Source organism: Clostridium sp. 1001283B150225_161107_B6, assembly GCF_015556325.1.
Lineage (GTDB): Bacteria > Bacillota > Clostridia > Lachnospirales > Lachnospiraceae > Enterocloster.
Genome location: NZ_JADNMD010000002.1, coordinates 521,032 through 537,452 on the forward strand (window position 1 = coordinate 521,032; position 16,421 = coordinate 537,452).

Annotated in this window: 15 protein-coding genes; 14 read left to right on the forward strand and 1 reads right to left on the reverse strand. The window is 46.1% G+C overall.

What is annotated here, in order from left to right; all coding sequences use genetic code 11:
- Positions 1-22 precede the first annotated feature (22 nt).
- From I2H39_RS07450 to I2H39_RS07460, 3 genes are all read left to right on the forward strand, one after another.
- Positions 23-847: a helix-turn-helix domain-containing protein gene (locus I2H39_RS07450; protein ID WP_195626150.1), complete on the forward strand. Its 825-nt coding sequence runs from the start codon at positions 23-25 to the stop codon at positions 845-847.
- Between the two features lie 60 nt (positions 848-907).
- The gene (locus tag I2H39_RS29130) at positions 908-1,414 is read left to right on the forward strand and encodes a pyridoxamine 5'-phosphate oxidase family protein (RefSeq protein ID WP_227146931.1); all 507 of its coding nucleotides are present in this window, start codon (positions 908-910) and stop codon (positions 1,412-1,414) included.
- Between the two features lie 609 nt (positions 1,415-2,023).
- Positions 2,024-3,505 carry a L,D-transpeptidase family protein gene (locus tag I2H39_RS07460; protein WP_195626152.1) on the forward strand — a complete coding sequence of 494 codons (1,482 nt, stop codon included), beginning with the start codon at positions 2,024-2,026 and terminating at the stop codon, positions 3,503-3,505.
- Positions 3,506-3,655: 150 nt separating this feature from the next.
- Here I2H39_RS07460 and I2H39_RS07465 read toward each other — a convergent pair whose 3' ends face one another.
- Entirely contained in the window at positions 3,656-5,281 is a 1,626-nt protein-coding gene (locus I2H39_RS07465) for a diguanylate cyclase (RefSeq protein ID WP_195626153.1), read from the reverse strand.
- A gap of 244 nt (positions 5,282-5,525) precedes the next feature.
- Between I2H39_RS07465 and I2H39_RS07470 the strand changes: the two genes are divergently transcribed.
- The 11 genes from I2H39_RS07470 to I2H39_RS07520 all read left to right on the forward strand — a co-directional run bounded on the left by I2H39_RS07470 (position 5,526) and on the right by I2H39_RS07520 (position 16,413).
- Complete coding sequence (locus I2H39_RS07470; RefSeq protein ID WP_195626154.1) at positions 5,526-6,071, forward strand: extracellular solute-binding protein; 546 nt, start codon at positions 5,526-5,528, stop codon at positions 6,069-6,071.
- Positions 6,072-6,360: 289 nt separating this feature from the next.
- Positions 6,361-6,957, forward strand: a complete 597-nt coding sequence (locus I2H39_RS07475) for a sugar O-acetyltransferase (RefSeq protein WP_195626155.1) — start codon at positions 6,361-6,363, stop codon at positions 6,955-6,957.
- Between the two features lie 136 nt (positions 6,958-7,093).
- Complete coding sequence (locus I2H39_RS07480) at positions 7,094-7,312, forward strand: DUF4318 domain-containing protein (protein WP_195626156.1); 219 nt, start codon at positions 7,094-7,096, stop codon at positions 7,310-7,312.
- Positions 7,313-7,597: 285 nt separating this feature from the next.
- Entirely contained in the window at positions 7,598-7,903 is a 306-nt protein-coding gene (locus I2H39_RS07485; protein WP_195626157.1) for a hypothetical protein, read from the forward strand.
- 203 nt (positions 7,904-8,106) lie between these two features.
- A complete protein-coding gene (locus I2H39_RS07490) occupies positions 8,107-8,949 on the forward strand; it encodes an HAD family hydrolase (protein ID WP_195626158.1) in 843 nt (280 codons plus the stop codon).
- A gap of 593 nt (positions 8,950-9,542) precedes the next feature.
- The gene (locus tag I2H39_RS07495; RefSeq protein WP_243281788.1) at positions 9,543-10,607 is read left to right on the forward strand and encodes a TRAP transporter substrate-binding protein; all 1,065 of its coding nucleotides are present in this window, start codon (positions 9,543-9,545) and stop codon (positions 10,605-10,607) included.
- A 35-nt stretch (positions 10,608-10,642) separates the two neighbouring features.
- Positions 10,643-11,158: a TRAP transporter small permease gene (locus tag I2H39_RS07500; RefSeq protein WP_195626160.1), complete on the forward strand. Its 516-nt coding sequence runs from the start codon at positions 10,643-10,645 to the stop codon at positions 11,156-11,158.
- Entirely contained in the window at positions 11,158-12,441 is a 1,284-nt protein-coding gene (locus tag I2H39_RS07505; RefSeq protein ID WP_195626161.1) for a TRAP transporter large permease, read from the forward strand. The genes I2H39_RS07500 and I2H39_RS07505 overlap by 1 nt, the downstream gene beginning before the upstream one ends.
- 18 nt (positions 12,442-12,459) lie before the next feature.
- Complete coding sequence (locus tag I2H39_RS07510) at positions 12,460-13,740, forward strand: ester cyclase (RefSeq protein ID WP_195626162.1); 1,281 nt, start codon at positions 12,460-12,462, stop codon at positions 13,738-13,740.
- 103 nt (positions 13,741-13,843) lie between these two features.
- Positions 13,844-14,980: a cysteine desulfurase family protein gene (locus tag I2H39_RS07515; RefSeq protein WP_195626163.1), complete on the forward strand. Its 1,137-nt coding sequence runs from the start codon at positions 13,844-13,846 to the stop codon at positions 14,978-14,980.
- Positions 14,977-16,413 (forward strand): hypothetical protein, encoded by a 1,437-nt coding sequence (locus tag I2H39_RS07520; protein ID WP_195626164.1) that lies wholly within the window; start codon positions 14,977-14,979, stop codon positions 16,411-16,413. Before I2H39_RS07515 ends, I2H39_RS07520 begins: the two co-directional genes overlap by 4 nt.
- Positions 16,414-16,421 lie beyond the last annotated feature (8 nt).

The window sequence follows — 16,421 nt, forward strand, 5'->3', positions numbered from 1 at the left end:
TCATTGGAGAGGGGAGGATACCATGCTTAAATTCCACAGGTATTACCATCCCCTGACCTCCCGCCCGTACCTTTCAGATTCCATCTACACGGAGTATCAGCCGTGCGAGGCGTTGAGACCATACATTGCCTGTTTTTGGGAGTCGGAGATACGTAAGGAGAAATGCGGGGAAAGGCAGGTATTAGTTATTCCTGATACCTGCACGGATATCATCATAGAGATAAATCATACCAGACATAAGATTACCGGGCGGGTGTGCGGTCTTTACGACCAGCCTGTTGTGGTAAATCAGGAACGTATGGAGGATGTGACCAGCTTCGCCATACGTTTTCATTTTTGGGCATTTCATCTATTCTTTCATGTGGATATGAAAGAGATATATAATCGGGTATGGGATATGGAGCTGATAGATGCAGGCATTGGCCGGAGCTGGGAGCCGCTTTTTTATATGGAATCTGCGGAGGAACGGATGGCCTGGATGGAGGGATATCTGTTTGAAAAGCTGGATAAGGGCCGGTACAGCCCTGAATTATACAATGCAATTGGTCTCATCATCGGGCAGGCAGGACGTTCACGTTTGAGGGACATTTGCGAATATAGCTGCGTGAGCCAGCGGCAGTTGGAACGCCTGTTCAATGAACGGATTGGTATGTCCGCCAAACGTATGTCCTGCCTGGTGCGGTATCAGAATGTATGGGGGGATATGGCAGGCAGCAGGGCGTTTTCCGTGCAGGAGGCTGTATACCGCTATGGATATGCGGACCAGGCCCATTTGCTCAATGAATTCAAGCGTTTCCACGGAGTGACGCCGGGGGAGGCCATGCGAATCGCTATGGATAACCGCTGATAGTTTGTCCGGGACATGGAAGAACGGCCGCTGGGGAGGAGTGACGAAGGAGGAATGATAATGGATAAAGTATCGCAGTTTTATGATATAATTAAGAAGAATATGGGGGTTACGCTTGCCACTGCGTCCAATCAAAATGTTTCAATGCGGACAGTCAGTCCTGTATATTATGAGGGAAATATTCTGATTTTTACCGACCCAAATTCCCGGAAATACCAGCAGCTTAAGGACAATCCCAATTGCTGCATTGCTGCCGGGGATTTTTTTGCAGAAGCCAAAGCAGAATGTTTAGGAGCCACCATGTCAGACGGCAATGAAAAACTGCGGCAGGTCTATTGCGGCAAGTTCCCGGGCGCTTTTGACGAAGGCATGGCTATGGGCGGAAGGGATGCGGAATTTATACTGCTGAAACCTGTTAAGTTAAAAGGCTGGGCTTTTGAAAATGACATACCGGGCCCGGATGGCATACCTGCAATTCCGTTTGAAATCAACATGGAGCCGGGGGATAATTGCAATGATTGGCTGGCTTCTGTTGAAAAAGAACTGGGGCAGAGGTTATGCAACTGAGATGACACACGCATTGATGGATTATTGCTTTGATGTGCTGAGTGTGCACAGAGTCTGCGCCTTGTGTCATCCTGATAATATTGGTTCATGGAGCGTATTGGAACAATGCGGTATGCGCAGGGAAGCGCATTTTATGCAGAGCTGCAGATATGTGAAGCATGGCAGTATTATGTGGGAGGATGAATTGGAATATGCCATATTAAAATCTGACCGGACAGGAAAGGGCTAAGATAAAAATTGCAGGAGTAGGGGTAAAGGATGGAACTGTCTCCAATGCCATTGTATAAAAAGGCTGGTAAAAGAGGTGTGAAAGCACTTACTTTTACCAGCCTTTTCTGCCTGCCGGCAAATCAAGCCGGGATATGTTCCTAAGCCGGTTCATGCATATTTTTATTACAGGCATTCGCGGGGCATATTACAATGCAGCTGGCTGTGCCGCCCGGCGGGGAGGGCACAAGTTAAGGAGTCAGCTGCACAGGAAATATGTAGGCCATACAATTCTCCGCTTTCCGTACAATGAGGGGATTGCTATAATACAGGCAGAAACCAATGCATGGAAAACATGGCGTGATAAATTAGATAGATAAGTGAAGGAATGGTGTTATCTGGATGGATGCAAGAGGGAAAAGCAGGAGAAGGGCGCTTCGAAAGAGGAGACAGAAAAGATGGGCAGCAGGTGTACTGGTAATGCTGACTATGCTGTCTGCCGGATGTTCCGCCGTCAGTTTGAAATACATGGCTGTGTCCCGGTTGGATACAGCGGCAGGCAAAATCCCGGGGGCCGGGATGGCGGCGGAGGAAGTCAGGAAGGATATACGCACAGGACTTGAGAGCTATGCCCAAGACCCGGAGGTGACTTTGCAGGAGAATAAGAGGCTTCTGGAACAGAAGGCAAAGCGGGAGAAGTATGCAAAGGTGAGGGTAACGTATTGTTTTGGCAGCCGGACAGAGGTGGTGGACGGCGGTATGATTTGCAGCTGGCTGGCTGAAGATGGGACCGGGGCAGTTACGATTGACCGGACTAAGGTGGCGGCATATGTGAAAGGGCTTGCAAAAAAGTATAATACTGCTTACTGTACAAAGGAGCTGAAGACCTCTTACGGTCCCACTGTGAAAATTACCCAGGGACATTACGGCTGGCTCATGGACCAAAAAACAGAGACGGATAATCTGATACGGATGATTGAATCCGGCCAGAGCCAGGAACGTGAGCCTGCTTATCTTCAGACCGCAGCCAGCCATGACGGTCCTGATTACGGCGATACGTATGTGGAGATGAATCTGACGGCGCAGCATTTATTTTACTTCAAGGACGGGAAACTGCTGGTTGAGTCGGATTTCGTATCCGGCAACAAGGCAAAGGGATGGAGTACCCCGGCAGGAGCCTATGAACTGACTTATAAGCAGAAGGACGCTACGTTAAAGGGCGCCAACTACAAAACCCCGGTTACTTACTGGATGCCGTTTAATGGGAATATCGGAATGCATGACGGATACTGGCGCACCAGTTTTGGAGGGACCATATATAAAAAGAACGGTTCCCATGGCTGTGTGAATCTGCCCCCGGCAGTTGCAAAGACTATTTTTGATAATATAGAGAAAGGAACGCCGGTTCTCTGCTACCATCTGGAAGGGACCGAAACTGATAAGACTACGAAGGATGCCTCCGGCAAGGCAGGAATATCAAATGGAAAAGAAAAGGAGACAGGTACAGCCCGGCCTGGGGAAACTGGTCCCGCAGAGAATGTGCCATCTGCAGCTGACCCCGCAGAAACTGCGCCATCTGCAGCTGCCCCTGCGGAAACTGCGCCATCTGCAGCTGCCCCTGCAGAGACTGCCCCTTCAGCAGCCATTCCCGCAGAAACCTTTCCTGCAGCGGCTCCGCCAGAGGCTTCGTCTGCGGCGCCGGGGAATGGGGGAGGTCAGACACAGGCGGCAGAATCTGTAACGGTAGAAGTGTTCCCGTCAGATTCCATACCAACGCCGGAGCAGGGAACAGGGGCAGCTGGTATGGCGCCGGAAACAGAGGTCATGCAGCTGGGACCGGGAGAGGATGCAGGCCGGATTATCATTCCCATACCGCCTGCGTAAAGGAGTTTTGTACATGGTGTGAGAGATGGATGGCGTATTCTCTGGACTGTAGGCTGGTATTGTTTTAACCGGGCCAGATTTGTCTTATGAAATGCCAGATAAAAGTCTTCCCTGTCAGCAACAGGGAAGCAGCCATACAGGATCAGGGAGTCACGAAAAATACATGGTAAATCTGTTTTTACCGTGGTATTTCGAGTAATATAATGCTTTGTCAGCGTATTTAATCACGGTTTGGAGCTCTATGCTGTCTTGGGGATAGACAGCACAGCCTATGCTGCATCCCACATGGATTACGTTTGCTCCACACAAAAACGGCCGGTTGATTTCTCTTATGATATGCCGGGCAGTTTCCTCAATCATGGAAGCAGTAACGCCGGCCGGAACAATAAGTGCGGTTAAGAATTCATCTCCGCCAATCCGGCAAAGTATTTCATTGCTGCGGACCACTGCGGCAAGACGGTTGGAAATCTCAACCAATAGCTTGTCGCCAATGTCATGGCCATACTGGTCATTCACAATCTTGAATCCGTCCAGGTCCAAATAGAGGATGGCCAGTGAATGAACTGAGGGGTCAAGGGTCTTGCTGCATTGGCTTATATAATTTTCAAACCCCAGTCTGTTTTTAAGACCTGTAAGCGGGTCGGTTGTCGCAATGGTTTTCATTTCGCTCAGTGCAGCATCGGTTACATTCAGGTCACTGAACAGATTGGACAGCGCTGATTCCAGATTTTCCAGTTCATAAATGCCGTTTGAATCAGGCATGGGCGCTTTGCGGCCGGATTTAAGGAGCATCGCAACTTCAGAAAGCCGGTTTAGCGGCTCGGTCAGCTTTTTCGATATGATTGAGCTGAGCATCATGAAGAGGAGCAGGAGAAATCCTCCGCTGGCAACCAGCAACAGCAGCAGCTGCACAATATTTTTATACGCAGTTTCGACAGGCTGGCGGACAACAACCGTCCATCCAAGCCCATTGTAGTCATCATATCCCGTTGATGTAATAAATCCTGTCAAATAAGTTTTATGGTCCGGCCAGGTTATGGATGCCCAATGGGGACCGCTGTTTTTGTCTATCTGAGCCATTGTCCGGGTAAGCGATTCACCGATAAGCATGTTTGGTCCAAGTAAAACATCAAAGTCTCTGCTAAGCACAAGAACCTCGATTTTCTTGCTGTCGCTAAAGGATTCCGTGGTCATGGCAACACGTTCCTGGGCCCAGTCCCAATTCAGGTGGGCAGCCAATACTCCTTTGAAGCTGCCTTCCTGATTGTAAAGAGGGGAACTGATATCCACAAAGCGAAGGGGCTCTTTTGACGGATTGGGCAGTAAATCCGAGAGCAGCATGCCTTCGTGGACATCTCCGATAAACTCGCCTTTTGCGCCTTCAATAAAGACAGGGCGCATGGAAATATCTGAATCCAGCAGAACGTCACCGCTGGAAGCCCTGACAATGCCGTCTGCATCAGTAACCCCTACCCAGGAAAAGGACGGAAATGAGCCCTGAAGCTGGTTTATCAGGAGGGAGGTGGTTTCATAATCGCCGTCGGAGACAAGGGAGTCCGCTGCCTCCAGCAAATCCAGCTGGTGATAATGGTTCCACATAAACTGGTCCAGCTGCATGGAAATTTGCCGGGCCATATCCGTCAAGTTCTCACCGGTTTCAGTCTTCAGTTTATAACTGGAGCACAGGCCGATAATGACCGACAGCGTTGTAATGATACAGATAGTGAATATGGTAAAATACTTGTTTATCTTTGTCTGCAGCTTTTCTGGTTTCATAAAATTCCAATCCCCATTACTTGTATGGTGTAATATCCCTTTTTATGTTTCGGCACATGATATAGAATTCCAATATCTTAAGACTAGTTTACCATTATAAGGAAGCAAAGTCATTAGCATTGGGATAAAATAATATAAGTGTCAATATTTCCATGCTGAAACTTTAATAATCCATGTATTTATGTTGGATTGGATGTTAAAGTAGGGTTACAGACATGATACATTCAGAAAAGGAGAAAATGGTATGAAAAAACGTTATGCAGGGTTTGCGCTGGCAGCCGTCATGTTAGGCGCATCAATTACAGGCTGCGGCAAAAATGCACAGCAGGCACCGGCGGAGTCTTTGGAAACAGAGGCAGCGGCCGATGGAAATGAACAGCAGCAGGCGGCTGCCTCGAAGGGAAAATGGGAATATAAGGAAGCTGAGCTGACAATGCTGATTGATTCTGATTATGTCCAGGAGGGTATCAAAGCTGTATGTGATTTGGCGGAACAGGAGCTGGGGATTACTGTAAAGATTGAGACGCGGGTCGGAGGAGCGGATGGAGACAACATTGTTAAGACCAGGCTTGCATCGGGGGACATGGCTGATATCTGCGGGTATAATTCAGGCTCCCTTCTTTCCGCATTAAATCCATCAGAGTATTTTATTGATATAACCAATGAACCATGGGCAGGTAATCTGGATGACACCTATAAAGGTTCTGTGGCAGTGGACGGCAGGACATATGGCGTACCCATTTCCTGTGCATATGCGGGAGCTGTTTATTATAACAAGGGATTCCGCTGACGCCTAATATGGTAACAGAGACAGTGACAGAAGAAATGATTGCTGTATTTGACGAGAGGGGAATCAGGTATCCGATATGTAACCTGCATCTTCAGAATTGAAAATACAACAAAAATATCTGTAATCTGCAAACTGGTTGGAGAACTGGCGGTATTGCCGGCAGAGGTAGTTGATGCACTGCTGAGTTTTTGAGTAGGCTGATATATCCAGATGAAAATCCCTCATGACATTCATCTATCCATATGGTACAATGTTACCCATAAATAACGGGAACCGGGAGGAAACCAACATGACAGAATGGGAAAAGGCGCAGAACGGATATTTATATGATGCAAATTACGATGAGAAAATTGTGAAAGCAAGGGAAACATGCGCGGACCTGTGCTTTGAGTTTAATAACTGCAGACCGTCGGATGCTGGGAGGCAGACAGAGATTCTCCATAAAATGTTAGGAGAAATAAAGGGAAGCCTGGTTGTTACAGCGCCTTTTTACTGCGATTATGGGTTTAATATTTCGGTCGGAGAGAATTTTTATACCAATCACAATTGTACGATTTTAGACGGAGCAAAGGTGACGTTCGGCGACAATGTTTTCATTGCCCCCAATTGTGTGTTTTCAACCGCGGGCCATGCAATCGACGCAAAGCAGCGCGGCAAGGGCCTGGAGATAGCAAGACCGATTGCCGTTGGCAGCAATGTGTGGATTGGAGCAAATGTTTCCGTGCTTCCGGGGGTGACCATCGGGGATAACACGATTATTGGGGCGGGAAGCGTGGTGAATAAGGATATACCGTCCAATGTCATTGCGGTGGGAAATCCGTGCAGGGTAATGCGCAGCATTACGGAGGAGGATAAACGCAGGTATCCTGTCTGGAAGGAAGAATAGCTTATATATTCAATGAAAGATACACTGGATAGTATAAAATGCCGGATAATTGATATACGGGCCTGTATCCGGAGCTATAAGCATTGCAGCATATAAGGCGCACTAAATAATTCATTGTATAAGGGAGGTTATTTTAATGTTTAAGAAAGCATTTGATGTTCCGTACGAGGATAGTGCAAGTTATCCTACACGTGCAGACGCAGTTGATGCAGTTACTAAGTATTGTGAAGCAAGCGGAGAGGCCTGCGTTTTTACGGGAGATGATGAAGTTGAAATATCCGGAAGAAAATATGAAATATGCAGAGGGGTCAGTCCTCTTAATCTGGGCTATGGCATTATGTGCAGAGAAAAATAAGTTCCGGTTCCGGGATATTGAGCTAGGACTTTTAAAAAGCGCATCGATGTCCCTCTGAATGATTCATATTATGATTCATTCTATGAATTTGCGGAACAGAATCAGATACCCATCTTATTTCATGTAAATGACCCGGCCAATTTCTGGGACCGGGAACATATACCGCCTCTTGCACTTGAACGCGGGAATTTTTACGGGGATGGCACGTATCCCTCCAAAGAGGAAATCTACGGGGAAGTGGACACGTATCCTGAAAGCAGATTTGATATTACTCCGGGGCCGGAAATGTATTTTGATTTTAGCCGGTATCCTGCAGAGTGGAAGGAGTTTTTGGAGACGGATTGCGGGGCAATTCCGTTTTTTGGGAAGACCATTCACGGCAAAGGCCTTTCAGAAACCCATTTAAAGAACATATATGAGGATAACTTTATGAGCTTTATAGGCGGAAAAGAGCCAAAGCCGGTGGATATGGAGCTGCTGGAGGAAGAATTCAGTCTGGTGGAGAAAATGGCGTACCGGTCCCGGCATAAGTCCGTGATATTGGATGAGCTGACGCAGCTTCGGAAATTACAGGCTGACTGCATCCGGTGATTCACTGTTGGGCATGGATGTTTTGCAGGAAATCCATGGATAAAGAAGAATAGGTATGGATAACATCCCCTGGTTTGAGTGTGGAGCCAGGGGGATTTTCTGTTTCTGCCGATGCAGGGAATACGGAGTGAGTGAATGAAACCGGCGACAGTATAAATATTCAGAGCTGTACTGTAAGAGGCGTACTGTAGGAGGGATACGATATGGGAAAATTAATATTCATTGATGTGGACGGAACCCTGGTTGATTATGAAAACCGTTTGCCAAAATCAGCTGTACATGCAATCAGGGCAGCGAGAAAAAACGGACACAGGGTCTATATCTGCACAGGACGGAGCAGGGCGCAAGTCTATGATTCCATCTGGGAAATCGGTCTGGACGGTATGATTGGCGGGAACGGAAGCTATGTGGAGGACCATGGGAAGGTGGTTATGCACCGGATGATTTCCGCCGGCCAGTGCAGGCATATAGTGGACTGGCTCCGCCATAAGGGACTTGAGTTTTATCTGGAAAGCAATAACGGCCTGTTTGGAAGCGAGGGATTTGAGGAGGCGGGAATCACTGCTGTGCGTGAATACTGCAAAAGAAAGGGAAGGGACGATGCCGGGAAAATGACGGTGAAGGATGTGTTTCCCGCTATGATGTTCGGGGCAGAACTGTACCGCAGCGATGTGAATAAGGCCAGTTTCCTGCTGCATTCCTACCAGGATTACCTGGACGCAGTACGGGAGTTTCCTGATTTGCAGACAGGCACCTGGGGCGGAAAGGGGGAAACCGCCCTGTTTGGCGACCTTGGGGTAAAGGATATCACAAAGGCGCATGCGATTCAGGTATTGCTGCGCTATCTCCGTGCACGGAGGGAGGATACCATAGCATTCGGCGATGCCAGGGTGGATATACCTATGCTGGAATACTGCAAAATCGGAGTGGCCATGAACAATGGCGGTGAGGAAATACGGCAGGCCGCGGATTATGTTACGGATGATGTGGAGAAGGATGGGTTGTATAAGGCGTTTGTGTATCTGGGGCTGATGGGGGACGTGTAATTGGGAGTGGGGGGATACGGGCCTGTACGGGACGGCTGGGAGGAGATGCTAATCGTAAACTATCCTTAGAACAAAAGCTTATTGTTATCATAAAATAAGGCGTAGTTGAACGTAAAGCTACTTTGGATAGATACAAACAAAAAACTCCCCTTGTTAAAAATGCTGAAATTATATATGATTTTAAAAAAAATATTGACTTTATTTAAATATAATAGTATATATTATATATGTGAATACGTATTCGTTGCAGGCAAACGAAAGAATCAAATATGTTTAGGCTCAATTAATTATTTTGTTAGCTTGAATTATGAAAGGTAATATAATAATTAAGACCATTTAAATAAAAATGAGGAATTATTTGAAAAATAGAATGGATTGTCTTGTGAGAATGCAGGCACCCGGATAAAAATATAAATTAAAAGGGCAGTTATACCCAGAAATGAATACGTATACATGCACGGAGAAAGTACATAGTAAAAATAGTGGATATTGAAGGGAGGTAAAATATACATCTGAAGGTAATGGGGTAACTTTGCAACCGAACTTATAAAAAATGTTAAGATGGAAAGGGGAGTATCGAAATGAAAAAAATAATGAAAAAGATTGCAATGTTTGGTTTGGCGGGAATGGCAGTTGTGTTAACAGCTTGCGGTTCCGGACAGTCCGGTTCTGCAGAAGTGGGAAACAAAGAAACAGAGGGGACAAGCGGGGCGGCAGAAAAGTCTTCAGACCATATTGAAATTAGAATTGCGCATCAGGCAAATGAAAAAGAGGCTACGCACCAGGGATTTCTTAAGTTCAAAGAGGTTATTGAAGGGGAAAATGTGGGGATTGAGGTCAAGATATTCCCAAATGCGCAGGTAGTGGGTTCAGACCGGGATAGTATTGAGGCGGTATGCCTGGGTGAGATTGATATGACATCCGTGGCAGAACTGCAGTTTGCTCCTAATGTAAAGGAGTTCTATGTATTTAATGCAGATTATTTGTTTGATAATCTGGAAGATGCAAAGAAGAAACTTGACGGTGAACAAGGAGAAATGTTAAAGAAAGCCGCAGATGACAAGAATATAGGAGCAAAGGTGGCAACATTTTTTGGAAGTTCAGGCAGGATATTCTGGAATAATGTCAGAGAAGTAAAGTCATTGGAGGACTTCCAGGGAATTAAGAGCAGGTCTCCGGAAAATCCAATCAACATTGCTGAGCTGGATGCCCTGGGATGTATTCCCACCCCGATGGCCTGGAATGAATTATACACGGGATTGCAGCAGGGAACCGTGGATGGCCTGGTGTCATCTAAAATGCCAATTATACAACAGGGACTGATTGATGTACTGGATTATGCTACAGATACAAATCATAGCTATTCCATCAATGTAATATTGATTTCCTCTGAAAAATACAATGCGCTGTCAGATGAACAGAAGCTTGCCTATGACAAGGCAATTGCTGCGGCTACTGAGGAAGAGTGGAAGATTGCCATGCAGGAGGAAGAGGATTCGGTTGCTAAGATTAAAGAACTCCAGGAACAGGGGAAGATTATTTACACTGAATTAACAGATGAAGCCAGGGAGAAGATTAAAGATGCAATGGTTTCAGCTACAGAACCCCTGGTAGAGGAAATGTGTGGTAATGAAATACTGGGGACATTTAGAAATTAACCATTGGTTTTGCGGATGGAGGGACGTGAAAAGACATGAAGAAAATAATACAGTGGATGGATGATAAACTGGAAGTATTCATAGGAGCGATATTTCTTGCGCTAATGGTCCTGTTTACATCTCTGCAGATTGCAGGAAGATATATCTTTACCGCGCCATTCCCGTGGACAGAGGAAATGACCCGGTACATGTTCGTCTGGATGGTGTTCATATCAATTGGCTATGCGGTAAAAACAGGTGAGCATATCAGAATAACATTTGTCCGGATGTTGCTTAAGCCGAAGTGGAGGCTTTATTTGGATATCATATGCAATACTCTGTGTCTGGGGTTTTCGGTTATCTGTATGTGTGAAGGGTATAAATTGTTAAGCACCATACGGCAGGGCGGACAGACCGCGGTTTCGCTGCCAATACCTATGTGGCTGCTTTATCTGGTAATGCCCTTGGGCTTTCTCTTGGTCTGTTTAAGGCTCATACAAAGTACTATGAAAACCATACAGGATATAAGAAAGAAAACATATGAGTCTGAGGAGATGGGAGGTAAGGCTTGATGTCAATTACTATTTTATTTGTCCTGTTTCTCGGCCTGGCTTTTTTGGGAGTTCCGATTGCTTTTGCCATTGGCATAGGGGTCCTGGGTTCTATTTTTACGAGTGAGATTATATCTCTGTCATACTTTATCAGAGCCATGGCTAACAGTGTGGATTCCTTCACATTGACTGCTGTCCCGTTCTTTGTGCTGGCAGGACAAATCATGTCGGAGGCAGGGATATCGGAGGGATTGTTTAAAGTTGCCAACGTATGGGTGGGGAGGATGAAGGGCGGAATCATGATGGTTACGGTTCTCGCCTGTATGGCATTTGGTGCGATTTCGGGGTCGGCATATGCTACCATAGCCGCCATCGGACTAATTGCGCTTCCGGAACTTCGTAAGCAGGGATTGAGCATGGGAGCTGCGGCTGCATTAATTGCCACGGCCGGCTGCTGCGGACAGATGATTCCGCCCAGTATGGGACTGGTCGTTTTCGGAAGTTTAAATAATGTATCTATTTCCAAATTATTTACAGCTGAAATCATACCAGGAATTTTTGTGGGCTGCTGTTTTTTGGTTTATTGCCATATATATGGAAAAAAGCATAATATCTGTTCTGGCGCTGATCCGGTTCCGTTTATGCAGAAACTAAAGACTATGTGGGATGCTAAATTCAGCTTGATTATGCCGGTTATTATCCTGGGAGGTATTTATTCCGGTATTTTCACTCCGACAGAGGCTGCTGTGGTTTCTGTGGTTTATGGTCTGGTATATGGTCTTGCTAAGAAGAACAGCGGACTTAAAGCAAAAATGCTCCCTCAGATGTTTTATAAAACCGTAATAACCACATGTACGATTTTGTTTATATTAGGCGTGTCCTCTGGATTTGGCAAAATCCTGACTCTGGAAGAACTGCCTACAAAATTGGCTGCATTGATACTTGGGAGCGTTTCATCCAGAATCGTGGCGCTTCTTATCCTGAATCTGCTGGTTATCTTTCTGGGAACCTTCCTGGATGGAATCGCAATCAATGTTATATTGAGCTCCATTCTGCTTGGTATTGCTACGCAATATGGCATAGACCCAATACATTTTGGAGTCATGTTCATATTTAATTCAACCCTGGGAATTATAACGCCTCCCGTGGGTGGGAATCTGTTTGTATCAGCGCAGATTTCCGGCGCGTCTTTTGAGGAAATTGTTAAGGAAATATGGCCGTGGATTATTACAATGACTATTGGACTAATATTTGTAATATTCATACCGCAGATGTCTACATGGCTGCCCAGCCTGATGAAATAACAGAAAGTGAGGTTACATATGAACGAGTCAAAAACAGGAAAGCCCGCAGCGGAGGAAACAGAAGAAACACTGAAGGAGGGAGTAAAAAACAGCAAAAATCCAATAGGAAGCGAGAACGGAGCGGTGAAGGATAAAAAAGAAAAGGAAATCCGATATCAGGGAAATGTATATCAGGATAATTTGGGACAATTGTCTGTGCCGATGAAAGATGATATTACGGTTGTCTGGAAAGAAGGAATGGAAAAGGAACATGAAGTGCCTATGCCTGGTTTTGGAAAGTGGCGTGACCCTGCGGACTTTATTATCCGTCACACATATGATATATGGGATGATAAGGGCATGGGTAAGATATATAACCACTATAAGCATAATGCACTGGTGCATACATCGGATGGTGTGACTTATGGCAGGGACCAGGTGATTGCCAATTCAGTGATGAAACTGGCAGGTTATCCGGATATAAAGGATTACATTGATGATGTAATCTGGGCGCCTGATGGAGATGGGGGATTCCACACATCCATGCGCTGGACATGGATTGCACACAATACGGGACATACGATTTATGGACCGCCTACCGGAAAGAAGGTAGTGGTATGGGGGGTCGCGAACTGTTATGTAAAGGGTGACCGTGTTGTGGAGGAATGGGTGGTATATAATGAAATAAGTTTGATTCGGCAGCTGGGATATGACCCCATGGATGTACTGGAAACTACAGCCAATAAAGGCGGCAGCGCAAAGGGGGATACAGGAACATGGGGAGAAATCGAACGTCTGAACGGTGAGTTTGCTCCGGAAGAATTTGGCGAGAATAATGGACGGTATAGTGAAATAGAGTACTTTGTCAGAAAAAGTTACCATGATATATATAATCGGAGGATGTTTAACCTGTTTAAAGAGAATTATGCCCCGAATTACAGATACCACGGCCCTTCGGACAGAGAACTGGTGGGAAGGGGAGATTTTCTTCAGGACCAGCTTAATATGTTCCAGGCATTTCCAAATCTTGCAATGCAGGTGGAAGATGTTTACTATCTGTATGATGAAAAACGGGATGAATACCGCTGTGCTACCAGATGGAATATCATTGGCACACATGAAGGCTTTGGCATTTATGGCCCTGCAACCGGCGCCCATGTTGTCATTTCAGGCATATCCCAGCATATCATTAAAGACGGAAAATTCCAGGAAGAATGGAATATATACGATGAGTTTGCCCTGATGAAGAAGATTGCTGCGGAGCGCAGAAAAAAGGAAGCAGAGCCGGTTTCTGCTGAGCAGCGGACGGCCGGACTTTAAGCACAGTCATTGCGGAATTGAAGGTAAAAGGTACTTGATGCAGATATAAGTACCTTTTATAACCCGAACAAATGTATACGTATTCATGAAAGGGGGGAGTGGTATGATATATCTGGACAATAGTGCTACCACGCAGGTGGATGAGGACACTGCCATGGCTGCGTATCAGTCCATGACAGAAACATACGGCAATCCGTCTTCTCCGTATTTGCTGGGCCGGGAGGCTCTGGGCTGCCTGACGGCAGCCAGGCATCAGGTTGCCCAGGTAATTGGTGCGCCTGCCAGGCGGATTTTCTTTACATCCGGTGGGACTGAGGCTAACAATCTGGCGGTCAGAGGAAGTATTTTATCATTGCGCAAGTGCGGAAAAACAAGAGGGAAGATTGTCACCACGGCGATTGAGCATTCTTCTGTTCTTGATTCATGCAGGTCCTTGAAAGAAGAGGGATATGATACAGAATACATACGGCCTGAAAGGGGACGGGTGACTTCCGGGGATATCATCGACGCAGTGGACAAGGACACGCTGCTGGTATCTGTTATGGCGGTGAATAATGAAACCGGGGAACGCCTTCCTGTAGAAGAGATAGCAAAAGGGGTGAAAGAGAAGAATCCGGATATACTGGTGCACTGTGACTGCGTGCAGGGATATGGAAAAGTTCTGTTCAGCCTGAATCAGGTGCAGGCTGATTTGGTCACTATGAGTTCCCACAAGATTCATGGTCCAAAGGGAAGCGGCGCGCTTTATGTCAGAGAGGGAGTGGAACTGTACCCTCTGTGCTTTGGAGGCTCACAGGAGGGAAAACTGCGGCCAGGAACTGAAAATGTGCCTGGAATCGTGGCATTTGGTTATGCCGCCCAAAAAGCACTGCGGGATATACGTAAGAATTGGAACCATGTGACGGAGTTGAACCGGTATTTAACGGAAGGGCTTTTACGGATGGACCAGGTTGTGATAAATTCGCCGGAAAACGCAGTTCCATATGTCCTCAATATATCCGTACTGCCATTTACCACAGAGGAACTGCTTCATGAGATGCGTATGCGCGGGATTTACCTGTCAGGAAGTTCGGCCTGCGAGAAAGGGGCCAGGAGCCATGTCATACAGGCTATGGGGATTGAGGGAAGAAGGGCGGACAGCGTTTTGCGCATAGGGTTAGGAAAAAAGAATACCCGGGAAGAAATTGAGATATTTTTAGACAATTTAAATAAATTAATTAAGGAGAGAGAAAGACTATGAGTAAAGTGAAAGAAATGAGTACATTGAATGTGAAACTGTCAGTAAAACCAATTTTATTTACCATGTATCATATACATGCGTATATGGGCCCATGCCGTTATGGAGAAGGGTATGCCCTTACAACAGAGGCAGATATGGAAACCACCCAGAAGGAATTCGAAATCTTTAAGCAGGAAATGAAGGAGGAGGCTGATTTACGAAACGTGGAATTCCTGGAGCCGGTCGTTATTTACTGGAATGAGGATTTTGCATTAAAAGAGGAACAGATGCAGAAGGCACTGGCGGATGATGAAAAAACAGATTTTTATTTGATACGTGGATTACGGATTTCTTCCTATTTTGCGGTGGAGCTGTCCAGGAGAACCAATAAGCCTATTGGACATACGCCCAATAAATCTGCTATATCCAAGTGCGACCATGTAGATATGACTGCCCACTTATATGCAGAGGGAAAGCCTGGCTATGCATTTCTGGACTTTGAGGAGATGAACCGGACATTTGCGGCTTTGAGAGTCAAAAAGGCGCTGGCCTCCACAAAGGTGTTCTTTCCTCTTAAGAGCGCCATGCTGACATTTGGATGCCAGAGTTCATATCTGAATCTGGAGGATATCACCCGAAAGTTTCATGTGAGGTTTGCGCATGTCAATTCGGATGAAGTATTCCAATGGCTGGATTCCCTGACTGCAGAGGAGAAGGATGAAGCAAAAAAACTGGCAGAGAAACTGGTGGAAGAATCCCAGGGCGTACATATGCCGGCTGAATATATTCGCAACGATACGGAATTTTATGAAACCATCAAAAAAATGATGGCACATTATGACTGCAATGCGTTTACGATTCCGTGTTTTGAGGTTTGCGCGACCAGGGAGCTGAATCGAAGACGGCTGACGTTCTGCCTGACCCATTCCCTGTTTAAGGACGAAGGGATTGCTTCCGCCTGTGCTGGTGATGTAGGGTCCGTGCTTACCATCACCATTTTGATGAATATTGCCAGAAAGGCACCCTATATGGGCAATACCATGGTGTTGGATAAGAAGTCCAATCAGTGCAGGACACTCCATGATGTGGCCTGTTCAAAAATGAAGGGTTATGATGAACCGGCACTTCCTACAGAGTTTGTGTCATTTACAATGGATTCCTGGGGAACTACCATGCGCTACGACTTCTCCAAGGATAACGGTGAAACGCTGACAATGATTAACCTCAGCCCTGATATGAAGAAGATTATGGTGGCAAAAGGAACTATAAATGGCTGTGACGATTATCTGACACCTGAATGTAAACATGCGGTGCGGTATACGGTAAAGGATGCCAAACGTTTTCATGAGTGCCAGAAATACGTGGGACACCATTTTGCCCTTGTATATGGAGACTATGTGGAAGCGGTAAAGGATTTCGCAAAAGAGTGCGGCCTGGAGGTATTAGAGGCTTAAAAAATAAA

What these genes read in the sequence shown, in the direction of transcription:
- I2H39_RS07450 (WP_195626150.1), top strand. Translation starts at nt 23, where the DNA reads ATGCTTAAATTCCACAGGTATTACCATCCCCTGACCTCCCGCCCGTAC.
- I2H39_RS29130 (WP_227146931.1), top strand. Translation starts at nt 908, where the DNA reads ATGGATAAAGTATCGCAGTTTTATGATATAATTAAGAAGAATATGGGG.
- I2H39_RS07460 (WP_195626152.1), top strand. Translation starts at nt 2,024, where the DNA reads ATGGATGCAAGAGGGAAAAGCAGGAGAAGGGCGCTTCGAAAGAGGAGA.
- I2H39_RS07465 (WP_195626153.1), bottom strand. Translation starts at nt 5,281, where the DNA reads ATGAAACCAGAAAAGCTGCAGACAAAGATAAACAAGTATTTTACCATA.
- I2H39_RS07470 (WP_195626154.1), top strand. Translation starts at nt 5,526, where the DNA reads ATGAAAAAACGTTATGCAGGGTTTGCGCTGGCAGCCGTCATGTTAGGC.
- I2H39_RS07475 (WP_195626155.1), top strand. Translation starts at nt 6,361, where the DNA reads ATGACAGAATGGGAAAAGGCGCAGAACGGATATTTATATGATGCAAAT.
- I2H39_RS07480 (WP_195626156.1), top strand. Translation starts at nt 7,094, where the DNA reads ATGTTTAAGAAAGCATTTGATGTTCCGTACGAGGATAGTGCAAGTTAT.
- I2H39_RS07485 (WP_195626157.1), top strand. Translation starts at nt 7,598, where the DNA reads ATGTATTTTGATTTTAGCCGGTATCCTGCAGAGTGGAAGGAGTTTTTG.
- I2H39_RS07490 (WP_195626158.1), top strand. Translation starts at nt 8,107, where the DNA reads ATGGGAAAATTAATATTCATTGATGTGGACGGAACCCTGGTTGATTAT.
- I2H39_RS07495 (WP_243281788.1), top strand. Translation starts at nt 9,543, where the DNA reads ATGAAAAAGATTGCAATGTTTGGTTTGGCGGGAATGGCAGTTGTGTTA.
- I2H39_RS07500 (WP_195626160.1), top strand. Translation starts at nt 10,643, where the DNA reads ATGAAGAAAATAATACAGTGGATGGATGATAAACTGGAAGTATTCATA.
- I2H39_RS07505 (WP_195626161.1), top strand. Translation starts at nt 11,158, where the DNA reads ATGTCAATTACTATTTTATTTGTCCTGTTTCTCGGCCTGGCTTTTTTG.
- I2H39_RS07510 (WP_195626162.1), top strand. Translation starts at nt 12,460, where the DNA reads ATGAACGAGTCAAAAACAGGAAAGCCCGCAGCGGAGGAAACAGAAGAA.
- I2H39_RS07515 (WP_195626163.1), top strand. Translation starts at nt 13,844, where the DNA reads ATGATATATCTGGACAATAGTGCTACCACGCAGGTGGATGAGGACACT.
- I2H39_RS07520 (WP_195626164.1), top strand. Translation starts at nt 14,977, where the DNA reads ATGAGTAAAGTGAAAGAAATGAGTACATTGAATGTGAAACTGTCAGTA.